Below are 15,496 nucleotides of genomic sequence, written 5' to 3'. Positions count from 1 at the left end.
GTTACTCGGCTTGCTCCTGCAGCAGCCGCCGGAGCACGAGGTGGAGGACGCCGCCGTTCTCGACGTACTCGACCGCCATCGGGGTATCGACCTGCGCGGTCACGTCGAACTCGGTCGTGTTGCCCTCCTCGTCCTCCGCGGTAACGGTCAGTTCGGCTTTGGGCTCGAGGCCGTCCTCTAAGCCCTCGATCTCGAAGTACTCGTCGCCCTCGAGGCCGAGTTCTTCCCAGCCCTCGCCCTCGGCGAACTGGAGGGGCAGGACGCCCATGCCGATGAGGTTGTCGCGGTAGATGCGCTCGTAGCTCTTCCCGATGGTCGCGCGGATGCCCAGCAGGTCGGTCCCCTTGGCGGCCCAGTCGCGACTCGAGCCGGTGCCCAGTTCCTCGCCGGCCATGACGATCAGCGGCGTGTCCTCGGCGCGGTAGCGCTCGGAGGCCTCGAACACCGTGGTCTCTTCACCGGTGGGGTGGTGGATCGTGTAGCCGCCCTCCCTGCCGTCGAGCAGCTCGTTCTTGATGCGGACGTTGGCGAACGTGCCGCGCATCATGACCTCGTGGTTGCCGCGTCGCGAGCCGTAGGTGTTGAACTCGTGGGGTTCGACGCCGCGTTCTTTGAGCCACTGGCCGGCGGGCAAGTCCTCGCCGAAGAGGCCGGCGGGACTGATGTGGTCGGTCGTAACCGTGTCACCGAGGGCGAGCAGCGCGCGGGCACCCTCGACGTTCTCGACGCCGGGGGCCTCGAGCGGGAAGTCCGTGAAGAACGGCGGCTCGCGGATGTACGTCGACGCGGGATCCCAGTCGTAGACGTCGCCGGTGGGCGCGTCCAACGCCTCCCAGCGCTCGTCGCCCTCGTAGACGCTGGCGTACTTCTCCGCGAACATCTCGGGGGAGACGCTCTCGTGGATCGTCTCGCGGATCTCCTCGTTGTCGGGCCAGACGTCCTCGAGGTAGACCGCCTCGCCGTCGTCGTCGGTGCCGATCGGCTCCTCCTCGAGGTCGATGTCCATCCGGCCCGCGAGGCCGTAGGCGACGACCAGCGGCGGGGAAGCGAGGTAGTTGGCCTTGATCTTCGGGTGGATGCGGGCCTCGAAGTTGCGGTTGCCCGAGAGGACGCTCGTCGTCCAGAGGTCGTGCTGGTCGATGGCCGCCTCGATCGGCGCGGGCAGCGGCCCGGAGTTGCCGATACAGGTCGTACAGCCGTAGCCGACGACGTGGTAGCCGAGTTCTTCGAGGTCGTCGAGCAGGTCCGCCCGCTCCAGGTACTCCGTGACGACCCGGCTGCCGGGCGCGAGGCTGGTCTTGACGTAGTCGGGCACCTCGAGTCCCCGCTCGGCCGCGTTGCGCGCGAGCAGGCCCGCGGCGACCATCACCGACGGATTCGAGGTGTTCGTACAGCTCGTGATCGCGCTGACGAGCACGTCGCCGTGGCCGATCTCGATCTCCGTGCCGTCCTCGAGTTCGACGGGGACCTTTTCATCGAGGGCGAGCCCGGGACCGGATGCGGTCGCGTCGTCCGCGGCAGCACCGCTGCCGTCACCAATGGCGGGTTCGCCACCGGGGCCCAGCACGCCCTGCTCCTCGAGCAGGTTCGGGAAGTGCTCGTCCAGATCGCCCATCGGGATGCGCTGGTGGGGCTTCTTGTGGCCCGCGAGGCTGGGCTCGACGTCGCCGAGGTCGAACTCGACGGTCTCGGTGTAGTCGGGCTCCTGCTCGCCGAACAGCCCCTGGGCCTCGAGGTACTCGCGGACGAGGTCGACGTGGTCGGGCTCGCGACCCGTCAGTTCGAGGTACTCGAGGGTCTTCTCGTCGACGGGGAACATACTGATGGTCGAGCCCTGTTCGGGCGCCATGTTCGAGATGGTCGCCCGGTCGGCGACCGAGAGCTGAGAGACGCCGGGGCCGTAGAACTCGACGAACTTGTCGACGACGCCGACCTCGCGGAGCTTCTCGGTGATGTGAAGCACCAGGTCCGTCGCGGTGGCTCCCTCGGGGAGCTCGCCTGACAGGCGGACGCCGACGACCTCCGGCAGCGACATGTTGATCGGCTGGCCGAGCAGCGCGGCCTCGGCCTCGATGCCGCCGACGCCCCAGCCGACGACGCCGATGCCGCCGATCATGGGGGTGTGGCTGTCGGTGCCGACGAGCGTGTCCGGAAGGAGCCACTGCTCGCCATCGACCTCTCGCTCGTGGACGACGCGGCCGAGGTGCTCGAGGTTGACCTGGTGGACGATCCCCGTCCCCGGCGGGACGACGTTGAAGTCCTCGAAGGCCTGCTCGGCCCACTTGATCGCGCGGTAGCGCTCCTCGTTGCGCTCGTACTCGATCTCGACGTTCTTCTCGTAGGCGTCCGCGCTGCCGAAGTGGTCGACCTGCACGCTGTGGTCGATCACGAGGTCGCAGGGGACCTCGGGTTCGACGACCGTCGGGTCGACGCCCTCGCGCTCGGCGGCCGAGCGCAGCGCCGCGAGGTCCACGACCGCGGGCACGCCGGTCAGGTCCTGCAGGACGACCCGCGAGACCGTGAACGGCACCTCCGCGTCCGGCACGTCGGGTTCCCACGAGGCCGCCGCACGGACCGCGTCGGCGTCGACGGGGCCGCCGTCGGTCGCCGCGTTTCGAAGCACCGACTCGAGCAGGATCCGGACGCTCACGGGCAGTTTCTCGAGGTCGCAGAGGCCCTGCTCCTCCAAGACCGTGAGGTCGGCCATCTTGTACGTCTCCCCGTCGTGTTCGAACTCTCGGATCGCTTCTGAGAACGATTCGGTTGACATTGTCTCGACTAGGAAGTCACTACATTTGAAACTGCCTAGATCGCGGAGTAGAGGTTATATACTCCCGAGATGCGGCGGCGTCAGTCATCGATGGAGCCATCGTCAATCGTCGGTCCGCGGGACGGACTCCCAGCGGCGCCGATCGGACCGTTCTGGACCGCGATCCCTCGCTGACGATGCCCGACCGCCACGATCTCAGCAGCGCGGACCTCTCGGGTAAGGCGCTCGAGCAACTCCAACGCGCCTACGAGTACCAGCCTGACGACTACGAGGAACTGGTCGAACTCGAGGGGATCGGTCCCGGCTCGCTACGGGCGCTCGCGCTGATCGCCGAACTCGTCTACGACGCCGAGAGTTCCCGCGAGGATCCGGCGAAGTACGCCTACGCCCACGGCGGTAAGGACGGCACGCCGCACCCGGTCGAGCGCGAGCGCTACGACGAGTCGATCGACCACCTGCGGTCGATGCTCGACGGCGCGGAACTCGAGCGGGAGACGAAACAGGAATCGCTGAAGCGACTGGCCGAACTCGAGTAACGGCGGTGTGACGCCCGCTCGCGTTCGGATCGTTCCGAGACCGATCCTCGGAGACGATAGGTGTGACAACAATTGCCACAAAGGATAATGAGCAGTGCTGGTGGACGAGCGCACATGCCCAAACGCCGTACTATCGCCGTCGCGGGAATGACCTGCACCGGCTGCGAAAAGAACGTCGAGAACGCACTGAAGACCGTTCCCGGTGTCCGTCGCGTCGAAGCCAACCACGACGACGAATCGGTCGAGGTCGTCGTCGACGACGACGTCGACGACCAGCGGATCGGTGACGCGGTGTACGACGCCGGCTACGAGTTCGTCGGCTGAGTCAGGCCGAGCGCCGGACGTACTCGACGAACGCGAAGCCGTCGCGCTCGTCTCGAGCGACTTCCTCGAACGACGCGCGGTCCCAGTCGGGGAAGTGCGTGTCCCCGTCGGGGCCCTCGTGGACTTCGGTCACGATCAGCCGATCGAGCGCGGGCAGGTACTGCTCGTAGACGGTCGCGCCGCCGGCGACGAAGATCCGATCCGCGTCGTCGTGTCGTTCTCGAGCGGCCGTCTCCGCCGCCTCGAGGGCCTCCTCGAGGTCCCCCGCGGTCACGGCGTTCTCGGGCGTCTCGAGGTCCCGACTCGTCAGAACTACCGTCGTTCGGCCGGGTAGCGGTTCGTCCAGCGCCTCGAGGATCCCCTCGTAGGTGACCCGGCCCATGATCACCGGGTGATCCATCGTGGTCTCCTTGAAGTGCTGCAGGTCCGCGGGGATGTGCCACGGCATGTCGCCGTCCTTCCCGATGACGCCGTTGTCGGCGACGGCGACGATGCCGACGAGTTCGCGGTCGGTCTCGGGCAGAGCTGTATCGTCGGCAGTCATTCGGCCACTGAAAACTCGATGCCGTCGTGTGACTCGTAGTCCCGAAGCTGGACGTCCTCGTACGCCAGTTCGTCGATCGAGACGTCGGCGACCTCGAGCGTCGGCCGCTCGAGCGGCTCCCGAGAGAGTTGCTCGAGCAGGCCCGGCACGTGATCGAGCCGCTCGTCGCCCTCGGCCTCGTCGGGGGCTTCGGACTCGAGCCACGCCTTGACCTCGAGGTACTCCTCGCGGTCCTCGACATCGTCGAGACGGGACTGGAGCGCCTCGAGGTTGTCGGCGTACCACTCGCCGCGGTCGCCGCGGCCGCAGTAGACGTGCGTGTCGACGACGGTGTGGGCGAACGTGCCCGGTTCGAAGCCGGTCTGCTGGGCGATGACCTTGGTCAGCAGCGCGTACGCGGCGATGTTAAAGGGAATTCCCAGCGCGGTGTCGCCCGAGCGCTGGGTCAGGTGGCAGTTCAGCCGGTCGCCCTGCACGTTGAAGACGAAGGAGTAGTGACAGGGGGGAAGCGTCGAGACGGCCGCGTTGGCGGGGTGCCAGGCGTTGACGACGAGCCGGCGCGAGTTGGGCGAATCCGAGAGCGTGTCGATCACGTACCGCAGTTGGTCGAACGTGCGCTGCCCGTCGTCCTCGACGGTGACCCACTGCTGGGCGTCGTCGGGCCAGGACTCGCCCTCGAGTTGGGCCTCGTCCTCGGGAATCGGGAACCGGCGCCAGAAGCGGCCGTAGGCGGTGTCGAGTCGGCCCTCCTCGTCGGCCCACGCGTCCCAGATCTTGGTCTCCTCGCGGAGGTTCCGAATGTGCTCTTCGCCGGAGAGATACCAGCAGACTTCGTGGAGCATCGAGTTCCAGCGGTAGCCGTCCATCTGCTTGGTCGTGAGCAGCGGATAGCCCTCCCGGAGATCCACCTCGTAGTGCTCGCTGAACGACGAAATCGTGTCGACCCCGGTCCGGTTGGGCTTGTAGGTGCCCTCGGAGAGAACCGTGTCGACTAGCTCGAGGTACTGTCGCATTGTCGCGCCATTCGAAGTCCCGACTAAAGACTTCACCTATCGATGGACGGGATGTTCAAATCACTGTGATGATCGAGAACACCACGAAAGCCCCTGCCGCGCTCGACCCTCCGGGACTCGTTGCGCTCCTCACTTCGTTCCGGTGCTTACGTCGCCCGGGTGGGATCGAGCGCGGCAGCCCCTTTCATTCCCGCCCGTGGTGACATGGCCGGCCAGCCGACACGGGTGGGAATGAAAGGGGCTGCCGTCTCCGGGAAGACGGGCGACGTAAGCACCGCAGGCTGAAAGCCGAGGAGCGCAACGAGCCCATCGACCGGAGACGGCAGGGGCTTTCGTGGTGTTATCAGAAGCTACCACTGCCGCTACTAGCACTGATCACTTTCACTCCGGTGTCCAAACCCTCTTTGTCGCCGCCCGCCTCCCGGCCACTAATGACCGCTCGAGCCGGCGTCCGCCTTCTCGCCCTCCCGCCGTCGGCGCTGGCCGACCGCCCCGTCGCGACCCTCGAGGACATCGATCGGACCCTCGAGCCCGACGCCGTCTGGGTGCTCGGCCCGGCCCGCGAGCCGCAGGCGTTCGCCCGGGCTCGCAGCGCGTTCGACGCGCCGGCGTTTCACCCGCCGCTCGAGACCGGCGGGACCGAACCGAGTCACCGGCGCGTGATCGTCGACGGCGACGGAGCCGAACTCGAGATCGCCGTCGTCCAGAGCCTCCGCGCGCTCCGTTCGGCTCCCGAAGCCGTCTCGAGCGCGCTCGGCGACGAGAACGACCGCACCGCGCTCGTCTGCGACGACGTGACGACGACCGTCCGGCCGACGGCCCTCGAGACCCGCCTCGAGGGCGCCGAGACGCTGGCCAGTGCGCTCCCGGCGGGAACAGTTACGACCGTTCTGACGGGCTCCGAGCCCGCAGCGTACGACGAGTTGTGGCGCCTCGAGTCCGAAACCGGCGCGGTTCGCGGCGTCGACCACGAACTGCGCGCCGGCGTCGAACCGCTCGACGAGGACTGCGTCGCCGTCCGCGTTCGGGGTGCCGGTCCCGTGGAGGGGTACGGCCGCTCTCGATCGATCGCGGTGCTGACGCTCACCCCCGACGGCGTCGAGCGCGTCGAAACGCACGACGTGACCGACTTCGGTCTCGAGTCCGTCTCCGGCATCGGTCCGAAGACGGCCGAGCGACTGGCCGACCGCGGCGTCTCGACCCGTACCGAACTGCTCGAGACGCCGATCGAGACGCTCGCGGGGCTGCCGAACGTCGGCCGCGACGGCGCCCGGACGATGCACGAACACGCGCGGGTGCTCGAGACGGGCGAGCCCCGTCGGCTCACCGACGAGTCGCTGCCGGGCGCGAACTGGTCGACGCCGCCGCTGTGCGTGGACATCGAGACGGACGGCCTCTCGCCGACGATCATCTGGCAGATCGGCGTCTACGACCCCGTCGCGGACACCTACCGGGCGTTCGTCGAGCGCGACGATCCGACGGATCCGGCGTCGGTGCTCGAGGCCTTCTGCGACTGGCTGCTGGGAGTGCACCCCGACCGCGCGCTGCTCACGTGGAACGGCTGGGGATTCGACTACCGACATCTGGGCGCATTCATCGCGAAGCACGTCCCCTACTACGCCGACGAGTGGGAGTCGATCCCCAAGTTCGATCTCTACCTCTGGGCCGTGAAAAACGACAACGCCCTGCTGCCCGGCCGGACGAACAAACTCGAGGCCGTCGCCGACGCGCTCGGCTACGACGGCGCGGCGACCGGCCTGGACGGCGCGGCGACGGCGGCGGCCTATCAGCGGTTCATGCGTACGGGCGCGGAACTCGAGTGGGACCGCCACGAGGCCTACTGCGAGGACGACTGCCGGGCGCTCTGGCGCGTCTACGAGCGACTGCGGGACGCGCCGACGGCATCAGCGTCGTCGTCGTTCGCGGGTGTTTCGGCCTCGAACTCATCCGACGCGAGCGGTTCGGCCTCGTCGACTGCGTCCTCGAGCACGAGCGCGTCGGGGTCCGAGGCGACCGATTCAGGCTCGAGAGGAGACACGAGGCAACAGAGCGGGAGCAGCGGTACCGACAGCGAGCAAACCGGACTGAGCGATTTCTAAGCCATGAGTAGCGACCACGAATCCGAACGGCACGACACCGACGGGGCGAACGTCCCGGTCATCGGCGACGAACTGGTCGACACGTTCCCCGGCTACCGCGACGAGGACGATATTACGGTCCTCGAGCGTCCCGGCCGCGAGGCGTCGACCGTCCCGAACGAGCGCGCGCTCCGTCCCGAACTGGCCGATCCGCTCGAGTACGACCTCTATGCCCACCAGGCCGAGGCCCTCGAGGCGCTGGCCCGCGACGAGAATGTCTGCGTCGCGACGAGCACGTCCTCGGGGAAGACGCGGATCTACGCGCTCCAGATCGCGCGGAACTACCTCGAGGCCCGCGCCCGGAACGAGGACGCGACGGCGTACGTCCTCTACCCGACGAAGGCGCTCTCGCGGGATCAGGAACGCGAGTTGAACGACCTCTTCGATCAGTTGGGCCTCGAGATCACCGTCCGCGTCTACGACGGCGACACCGAGCGCGGCAGCAACCGCAAGCGGATCCGCGAGGAGGCCGACGTCATCATCTCGAACTTCGCGGGCGTGAACACCTACCTCCACGACCACGACCGCTGGGCGCGGTTCCTCTCGGCCTGCGATCTCGTCGTGATCGACGAGTCCCACACCTATACGGGCGTCCACGGGATGCACGTCGCCTGGATCGTCCGCCGGCTGAAACGCGTCCTCGAGTACTACGACGCCGATCCGCAGTTCGTCCTGACGAGCGCGACGATCGGGAACCCCGGCGAGCACTCCGCGGCGCTGATCGACGAGTCCGTGACCGTCGTCGACGAGGACGGTTCGCCGACGGGGCCGCGGGATCTGGTGCTCTGGAATCCGCCCCCTCGAGCGCGGGAAGACACGGCGGACGAGCGCGACGAGTGGCGCGAGGACGCCGCCGAGACCGAATCTACCGACGATCCCGACTCGGGGGACACCGTCGTCGAGCGCGTCCCCGCCACCGTCGAGGCCCCGCGACTGCTCTCGCACCTGACCTACAACGACGCCCAGACGCTGCTGTTTACTCCTTCGAGGAAACTCGCCGAACTCTCGGTCAAGCGGGCGTCGAAACACCGCCACGATAACCGGCGTTACTACACGAATCCGGACCGCGGGAGCGCCATCGAGCCCTACCACGCGGGCCACTCGCGGAAGAAGCGCCACGGAACTGAACATCAGCTCAAGACCGGCGTGTTAGACGGCGTCGCCTCGACGAACGCCCTCGAGTTGGGGATCAACATCGGCGAGATGGACGCGACGGTTCAGTTGGGCTATCCGGGCCAGCGCCAGTCGTTCTGGCAGCAGATCGGCCGCGCGGGCCGCGGAACGAAGCGCGCGCTCTCGGTGCTCGTCGCCGAGCACCGCACGCTCGACCAGTACGTCGTGAACAATCCCGACTACCTCCTCGAGTCCGACGTCGAGGACGCCGTGGTCGACGTGGACAACGACGCGGTGTTCGCCCAGCACCTGCGCTGTGCGGCCGACGAACTCGCGATCGACGAGTCGGACGTCGGGACTCTCGCCGACCGCGAGCGCCTCGAGCGGGCGATCGAGATGTGGCGCCGCGCGGGCCGGCTACGGGGGCGCCTCGAGACGGGCGTCTCCTACGTGGGACCGCCCCGCCCGCAGCAGACGATTTCGCTGTACGCGACGACGGGCGAGGAGTACGAGGTCGACCTCGCCGACGGCGTCGACGAGCGCCGCGACCCGGGAATGGAGCCGCTGGCGAGGGAGCGCGTGCTGCGGGACTTCCACGAGGGCGCGGTTCGGCTGCACCAGGGCCAGCAGTACGAGGTCGTCGACGTCGACCACGGCGCACCACGGCCCTCGGTTACGGTCCGGCCGACGGACGTCGACTACTACACGCGCACCCGGACCGACGTGACGGTCCTCGACGCGGTCTCCGAGGAGTCCCGAGACATCGGCGACTTCACGCTGCACTTCGGCCGCGGCCGGGTGCTCGTCTACCACGGGACCTACGACAAGGTCGCGGTCCACGGCGGGGAGAAGAAAGAGCAGGGGATCCCCACCGAGAACCCGCCGCTCGAGATGGAGACCCAACTGTGCTGGCTCGAGGTGCCCCAGTACGTCGAGGACGCGCTGGTCGAGAAGTACCGGGACTTCACCGTCCCCGAGATGGACGGCGAGCTGGCCCAGACGGCCCACCTGGGCTACGCCGGCGGCCTCCACGCCGCCGAGCACGCCACGATCGGCGTCGCGCCGCTCGAGTTGATGGTCGACAAGCGCGATCTGGGTGGCCTGGCGACGCTGACGATCGATTCGCACCTCGATCAGGACGCGGGCGGAGACGACGGTAGCGAGGGTGGTATGGGTCCGGGAGCAAAGCCCACAGGCCCGGTGGGCGACGGCGCGCCGCGAAACATCGCTGCGGCCGAGGCCACGGTCCGGGAGATCGCCAGCGGCCTCGAGCGCACCCCCGCCAGCGGCTGGTTCATCTACGACGGGATCGAGGGCGGACTGGGCTTCGCGCGGGCGATCTACGAGAACTACGAGGCCGTCGCGGAGCGCGCTCGAGACCTCATCGCGGACTGCGACTGCGGCAACGTCGACGGCTGTCCGGCCTGCGTGATGGACGAGCAGTGTGGCAACGACAACCAGCCGCTGCACCGCGACGCGGCCGTGGACGTGCTGGATCAGTTGCTGGGAGAGGCGGACGAGGGCGCGCTCGAGGCCCACCTCCCCGACGAGGAGTACGGCGGAGACCGACGGCCGCCGCTGTTCTACGCTTGAAATAAGATAAGAAGTTTAACATTTTTCCAGGGCCGAGTGCGGAATATGTCTGTCCTCGGAACCGCACCGCTCGAGCAGGTCGGTACTCTACTCGTTAGGGGTCTCGTGAGCGGTATAGCTTGTTATCTCGCGATTCGCGTCACTGACGGACTCTTCGCCCAGTTAGCTGCGGCCGTCTTCTTCACCATCGTGCTCGCCGTACCGTGGGAACTGGTGAATCGACTTGTCGGTCGCGAACCGAACGACGGGGAGTGACGTCGGTGCGCTCAGGGTGACGAGCCACCGATATCGGTGGGTTCGTACTCGAAGCGCGTTCCTCGCTAGGCTCGGAGCGGCCGTGACGCTCGCTGTGAGTCCCCGACGGTCCGTGGCTGCCGCCGGGTTCGACTGGCGAGTGATCGACGGACGCTCGGGACCCGTCGGTTCGCGTCGTCACCGGCTGTTGCTTCGCGCTCTTCGAGTGCGGATCGAAACCTCGAGGATCGAGTTCACTACTCGACATCGCTCATTCGGGGCTCGGATACGCCAGTCTCCAGAGTCCCCACGGAACCGCCAGCGAAAACGGGAGGAGAAACGCGACCGAAACCAGCGAGATCACCGACAGCCACGGCTTGTACCAGAGGATGAGAGCCCCGGCGAATCCGACGCCGAGAACGACCGCGGCCCCTGCGAGCCGTCGATCGATCGGGTCCAGGTCCGCCGTCCGCAGCCGTAATTCGAACGCGGAGACGAACGCGTCGGGATCCGCCACGGGGCCGAGGTCTCGCTCGAACTCGTCGTCGCCCCACCCCATCGTGACGTCGAAGGTCCGCGTCCCGAGCAGGTGGTCCGGGAGGTGATCGACGACGACCGCAGCGTCCCGGATCTCGTGAAGGGGGACGGACCACTGCGGTTCGTCGACCCACGTATCGTACGCGACGAGTCGATCCCCGTACCGGCGGTACTCCAGCGGTCCGTATCTGAGAACGGTCTCCACGAACTCCGCCGCGGGAATCACCAGGAGCAGGAGCGCGAACGCGACGCCGGTACCGACCGTGAGCGATAGCGGGGTGTCGTCGCCGGCGACTATCGAGAGCACGACGACCAACGAACTCAGAATCCACTGTGCGAAAAAGACGGCTTTGAAGAGCGTCTGGTGGACGGCGGTATACAGGACGGCGGTGTCGTCGGTCGAAATTCGAACGTCGGGGTCGCCGTCGGGTACCGCCGGCGGATCGGCCGGCTCCGTCGGATCGTCCGGACCGGCGAGCCAGCCGGTGAGTCGTCCCGGCTCGCCGTGGGCGGCGCGGAAGGACGCCCACTCGACGAGCACCTTGACGAAGACGAATCCGGCGAGGAGCGCGACCCCGCCGATGGCTTCGGGACTCGCGACTGCCATGAGGACGAGCGCGAGAAGGAACATCTGGCCGAGGTGCGCCTGAACGACTTCGTAGGCGGAGACCGTCTCGTAGCGGCCGCCGCGGAAGTAGTCGCGCCACGCGTCGGCCGCGGTGGCGGCTACGAGGGCGACGATGCTCAGCACCACCTCCGATCGCCAGAGCACGTCCGCGACTGGAATCGCCGCGCTAATGGCCATCGCGACGACCATCGATATACCCGCGAACCAGGTGAAGACTGTGCCGACGAACGGCACGTTCCGGGGGTAGACCGGCGGGAGCCACGATACCAGTTCCGCGCTGCCGCGTCGCTGCTTCAGTTCGTCCGAGACGCTGGGGTCCCCGTCATCGTCAATTTTCGGCGGCTGCCGGGCGAACAGCGCCTTCGCCGCCGTGAGCGGAAACGCCAGAACCACCTCGAGCGCGTAGACCGTCACCAGCGTCGCCGCGTCCCAGCCGAACGCGAGGACGCCAGCGAGCGGAAGCAGGTTCGCGACGAGGATGGGAGCGAACCCGAGCCGAGAGGGAGAGCGCTCGAGCGTCTGCGGCGAAACCATCGGCTACGCTGTTCGTGTTGGTCGCCGAATCTTATAATTCTACTGAACTATCGAACGAAACGGGGATCGCTACCGGACGCTCGAGGCCGTCCGATCTGAGTATCAGCAGAACTATTATTCTCATCAAACACGACTGAGATATGCCTGCGCTCCAATCCGTGCTCACGGACTGGGATGTCGACCGGATCTACAGGGCCATCACGGCCGCAGCGGCGGTATTTCTTTCGCTGGGCGTAACGGACGGAGCGATCGCCGCGGTCGCGACCACTGCGCTCTTGCTCGCCGGATTCGGTGTCTGCTGGTCAGTCGGAACGCGAATCGCCGCCCGGTCACGGACGGTGAACTCGTGAGCCGTCGATAGTCACTAATTTCCCCACGATCGTGCATAGGTTCGACTCGAGGAAAGAGCAACGCTTACAGGTTCGTGCGTTCCGCTATCGACCATGCGAGAGAACGTGCTCCTGATCGGCGGCGGTGGCCGCGAACACGCCATCGCTCGCGCGCTCGAGGACAGCGAGGCCGACCTCTACGCTTGCGCGGGGAACCGTAATCCGGGCATCGCCGAGATCGCGATCGACTTCGAGACGCTCGAGACGACCAATCCGAAGGCCGTCGTCGACTACGCCGAGGACGTCGGCGCGACGATCGCCGTCATCGGCCCCGAGTCGCCGCTGGAAGCCGGCGTCGCGGACGAACTCGAGGCGGCGGGCGTCTACGCCTTCGGCCCGAAGGAGGAAGACGCCCGGATCGAGACGGACAAGGCGTTCCAGCGCCGATTCATGGCGGAGAACGACATTCCGGGCTGTCCGGACTTCGAGACGTTCGACGACATGGAGGCGGCCTGCGACTACATCGACGAGTACGACGGCGATCTGGCGATCAAGCCCGCCGGCCTCACGGGCGGGAAGGGCGTGAAGGTCATCGGCGATCAGGTCACCGCCGAGGAGGGCAAGGAGTACATCCGCGAGTCCGACTACGACCGGATCGTCCTCGAGGAACGGCTGATCGGCGAGGAGTTCACCGTCCAGGCGTTCGTCGCCAACGGCGAATTCCGCACCGCGCCCGCGGTCCAGGACCACAAGCGCGCCTACGAGGGCGACGAGGGGCCGAACACGGGCGGGATGGGAAGCTACTCCGACGCGACGACTCACCTGCCGTTCATGTCCGAGGAGGACTACGAGGAGGCCGTCTCGATCATCGAGGCGACCGTCGACGCTCTCGATGACTACCGGGGCATCCTCTACGGCCAGTTCATGCTGACCGAGACCGGCCCCCGCGTCGTCGAGTTCAACGCCCGCTTCGGCGACCCCGAGGCGATGAACACGCTGCCCGTCCTCGAGACGGACTTCCTCGAGATCCTCACCGCGGCTCGCGACGGCGAGGCCCCGCCGGAACTCGACTTCGCCGACCAGGCGACGGTCTGTAAGTACGCCGTCCCCGAGGGGTACCCGACCGATCCCGAGGCCGGCGCGAAGGTGCAGGTCGACGAGGAGAGCGCGGGCGACGCCCTACTCTACTACGCCAGCGTCGACGAGCGCGACGACGGCATCTACACGACCACGTCGCGCGCGTTCGCCCTCGTCGGCCTCGCCGACTCGATCACCGAGGCCGAGGAAATCGCGGAGGACGCCCTCGAGGTCGCCGGCGACGAGGGGCTACACGTGCGCCACGACATCGGCAAACCCGACCTCGTTCAGCGCCGTATCGACCACATGACCGAGATCCGCGGCGAGTAACGCGGCGTCAATCGATCGTCGGGACGCCGTCGGGCCGCTCGGGCCGATCGTCGACCGACCGAAGGAGATCGACGGCGATCGGAAAGGCGGAGTCGACCGCCACCGACTCGTTTTTCGCGTCGTAATCGACGATCCCCGCGTCGTCGAGCGCCGGCAGGTGGACGTGATACAGTCGCGTTGCGATTCGAGATCGGCGGTCGTCGCTCGTTGCGGACGACCGTTCGGTGCGAGCGTCGGCGACGAACGCGCTCAGTTCCCCGACGGAAACGACGTGCTCGTCGGCGCGTGCGAGGTGTCGGCAAACGAGACGCCGCCGTGAGTCACCTAGCGTCGAGAACACGCGATCGAGCGTTTGATCGGTCATTCGTATCGGTAGTGGCCGTTCGAACGGATGCGTCGCGTCCCTGAATCGTGAGGCAGTTAAGACCGGGTCCGTAGTAGCACCTCCCGAACGAGCGTCGCGGTCCCGCGTCGCAGGCGCTCCGAAAGCGCCTGCGAGGAGATGTTCAGCGTCGCCGCGAGTTCGGTCTGCGTAGTCGTTCGCGGGACGTCGAAGTAGCCGGCGTCGTACGCCGCCGCCAGCGCCGCGTACTGGTCGTCGGTCAACTGGGACTCGGCGGAGCAGTCCGCGTCGGCCTCCCGATAGAGCGACCGGAGCTGGAAGTCGAGGTCTCGGTCGCGCAGGGCCGATCGGTACCGCGCGAGCGTCTCCCTGTCCGGGATTCGCATGCGATTCTCCCACCCGTCGTGCGTGGCCCTCGCCTCGAGCAGGACGATGTCGAGTTCGCTCCACAGCGGGAACGTCGTGGCGTCACGCCCGCGGTCGGTCAGAGAGATGCGGTACAATCGCCGCGGGCCGCTCTCCGCGAGCAGTTTGCGGTCGGTGACGGTCGGGTCGTCGTCGAGGCCGGCCTCGAACGCGGACTGCTGGTCTCCCTCCGCCCAGAAGAGCCATCGGATCTCCCCCGTTTCGGCGAGGTACTGCTCCTCGCTGTAGACCGTGGTGTTCGGCGCTCGGTCGAGCGCCGCCATCAGAAGGGGAGAATCGACGCGGTATTCGACGGTCAGCATACCGGTGGAACGGTATCGGTCCGGAAAGAGACGTACGTGTTGTTCACACAGTGAGCACGTCCCGTATCACTCAAGTTTTCGGTCGCCGTTCGTACCGGAGCCCCGATACCGCCGCTGACGTTGCCGGACGAATCGGCTTTCGTCGCCGATCCGCGCAAGCGACGGCAGCGATCGATCCGCGGACGGGTCGACTATCGGCTCGCTCGAGAACGGAACGCGAGAAGTAGCGGCGTTCGAGCGCACTCGCCGGGTCGCTTCGGCCGTCGACGGTCGTTGCTTCCGGACGCGTCTCAGTTCTGGTTTTGCTCGCCGGTGAACTCGTCGGTCTGCTCCGACACCGACGACTGGATCTCGTCGACGTCGACGGCCGAGCGCAGCTCGTCCCGATCGATCGCCTCGTCGAGCAGCTGGGCGTCGGTCACCGCTCCCAGCCCGCCCTCGTCGACCGCGTTCTTCAGCGACTGGGTGTCGATGGCGGAGTCGATCGCGTCCTGGTCGTCGTTCGTCGCCGACTGGAGGGCTCGTCGGACGGCGACGTACCCGGCCAGTGCGATCCCGCCCGAGGCGATCGCTCCCGGAATCCCGTATCGTTTGTAGCCGAACGTGACCGCTTTCTTGCCGACGGTGAATGCGCCGATCATCGTACGTCGGGTTCGCGCGGACGGGGGAAGAGCCACCGGCTTTCGTACGACGACGTGCGGGCTCGACCGCCGGAGGACGGCGCT

Annotated in this window: 14 protein-coding genes; 7 read left to right on the top strand and 7 right to left on the bottom strand. The window is 67.3% G+C overall.

The window, feature by feature from the left end:
* Position 1 precedes the first annotated feature (1 nt).
* Positions 2-2,770, bottom strand: a complete 2,769-nt coding sequence (acnA, locus tag HTZ84_RS07865; protein WP_174680167.1) for an aconitate hydratase AcnA — start codon at positions 2,768-2,770, stop codon at positions 2-4.
* Positions 2,771-2,826: 56 nt separating this feature from the next.
* Here acnA and HTZ84_RS07860 point away from each other — a divergent pair, with 56 nt between their 5' ends.
* Positions 2,827-3,306 carry a DUF763 domain-containing protein gene (locus HTZ84_RS07860; protein WP_309138884.1) on the top strand — a complete coding sequence of 160 codons (480 nt, stop codon included), beginning with the start codon at positions 2,827-2,829 and terminating at the stop codon, positions 3,304-3,306.
* 114 nt (positions 3,307-3,420) lie between these two features.
* The gene (locus HTZ84_RS07855; protein ID WP_174680165.1) at positions 3,421-3,630 is read left to right on the top strand and encodes a heavy-metal-associated domain-containing protein; all 210 of its coding nucleotides are present in this window, start codon (positions 3,421-3,423) and stop codon (positions 3,628-3,630) included.
* Between the two features lies 1 nt (position 3,631).
* Here HTZ84_RS07855 and HTZ84_RS07850 read toward each other — a convergent pair whose 3' ends face one another.
* Together HTZ84_RS07850 and thyA are read right to left on the bottom strand one after the other, a co-directional pair.
* Entirely contained in the window at positions 3,632-4,174 is a 543-nt protein-coding gene (locus HTZ84_RS07850) for a dihydrofolate reductase (RefSeq protein WP_174680164.1), read from the bottom strand.
* A complete protein-coding gene (thyA, locus tag HTZ84_RS07845) occupies positions 4,171-5,187 on the bottom strand; it encodes a thymidylate synthase (protein ID WP_174680163.1) in 1,017 nt (338 codons plus the stop codon). Before thyA ends, HTZ84_RS07850 begins: the two co-directional genes overlap by 4 nt.
* A gap of 431 nt (positions 5,188-5,618) precedes the next feature.
* Between thyA and HTZ84_RS07840 the strand changes: the two genes are divergently transcribed.
* The 3 genes from HTZ84_RS07840 to HTZ84_RS07830 are packed head-to-tail and all read left to right on the top strand — an operon-like array spanning position 5,619 to position 10,286.
* Positions 5,619-7,286, top strand: a complete 1,668-nt coding sequence (locus HTZ84_RS07840) for a ribonuclease H-like domain-containing protein (RefSeq protein WP_174680162.1) — start codon at positions 5,619-5,621, stop codon at positions 7,284-7,286.
* Between the two features lie 3 nt (positions 7,287-7,289).
* Positions 7,290-10,031, top strand: coding sequence for a DEAD/DEAH box helicase (locus tag HTZ84_RS07835; RefSeq protein ID WP_174680161.1), 2,742 nt, complete (start codon positions 7,290-7,292; stop codon positions 10,029-10,031).
* Positions 10,032-10,076: 45 nt separating this feature from the next.
* Entirely contained in the window at positions 10,077-10,286 is a 210-nt protein-coding gene (locus HTZ84_RS07830; protein ID WP_174680160.1) for a hypothetical protein, read from the top strand.
* Between the two features lie 250 nt (positions 10,287-10,536).
* On the opposite strand, the gene HTZ84_RS07825 is transcribed toward HTZ84_RS07830, so the two are convergent.
* A complete protein-coding gene (locus tag HTZ84_RS07825) occupies positions 10,537-11,964 on the bottom strand; it encodes a DUF6498-containing protein (protein WP_174680159.1) in 1,428 nt (475 codons plus the stop codon).
* A gap of 140 nt (positions 11,965-12,104) precedes the next feature.
* Here HTZ84_RS07825 and HTZ84_RS07820 point away from each other — a divergent pair, with 140 nt between their 5' ends.
* Both HTZ84_RS07820 and purD read left to right on the top strand, forming a co-directional pair.
* Complete coding sequence (locus HTZ84_RS07820; RefSeq protein WP_174680158.1) at positions 12,105-12,314, top strand: hypothetical protein; 210 nt, start codon at positions 12,105-12,107, stop codon at positions 12,312-12,314.
* 93 nt (positions 12,315-12,407) lie between these two features.
* On the top strand, positions 12,408-13,700 hold the full coding sequence (gene purD / locus HTZ84_RS07815; protein WP_174680157.1) for a phosphoribosylamine--glycine ligase: 1,293 nt from the start codon (positions 12,408-12,410) through the stop codon (positions 13,698-13,700).
* Between the two features lie 7 nt (positions 13,701-13,707).
* Here the strand turns inward: purD and HTZ84_RS07810 are convergent, their stop codons facing one another.
* The 3 genes from HTZ84_RS07810 to HTZ84_RS07800 form a co-directional block, all read right to left on the bottom strand.
* On the bottom strand, positions 13,708-14,064 hold the full coding sequence (locus HTZ84_RS07810; RefSeq protein WP_174680156.1) for a DUF7344 domain-containing protein: 357 nt from the start codon (positions 14,062-14,064) through the stop codon (positions 13,708-13,710).
* Between the two features lie 56 nt (positions 14,065-14,120).
* Complete coding sequence (locus tag HTZ84_RS07805; RefSeq protein ID WP_174680155.1) at positions 14,121-14,771, bottom strand: helix-turn-helix domain-containing protein; 651 nt, start codon at positions 14,769-14,771, stop codon at positions 14,121-14,123.
* A gap of 290 nt (positions 14,772-15,061) precedes the next feature.
* Positions 15,062-15,412, bottom strand: coding sequence for a hypothetical protein (locus HTZ84_RS07800; RefSeq protein WP_174680154.1), 351 nt, complete (start codon positions 15,410-15,412; stop codon positions 15,062-15,064).
* Positions 15,413-15,496 lie beyond the last annotated feature (84 nt).

Source organism: Haloterrigena gelatinilytica (assembly GCF_013342145.1).
Classification (GTDB): Archaea; Halobacteriota; Halobacteria; order Halobacteriales; family Natrialbaceae; genus Haloterrigena; species Haloterrigena gelatinilytica.
The sequence above is the reverse complement of the archived record's forward strand: the minus strand, read 5'-3'. Positions and strand labels throughout refer to the sequence as shown.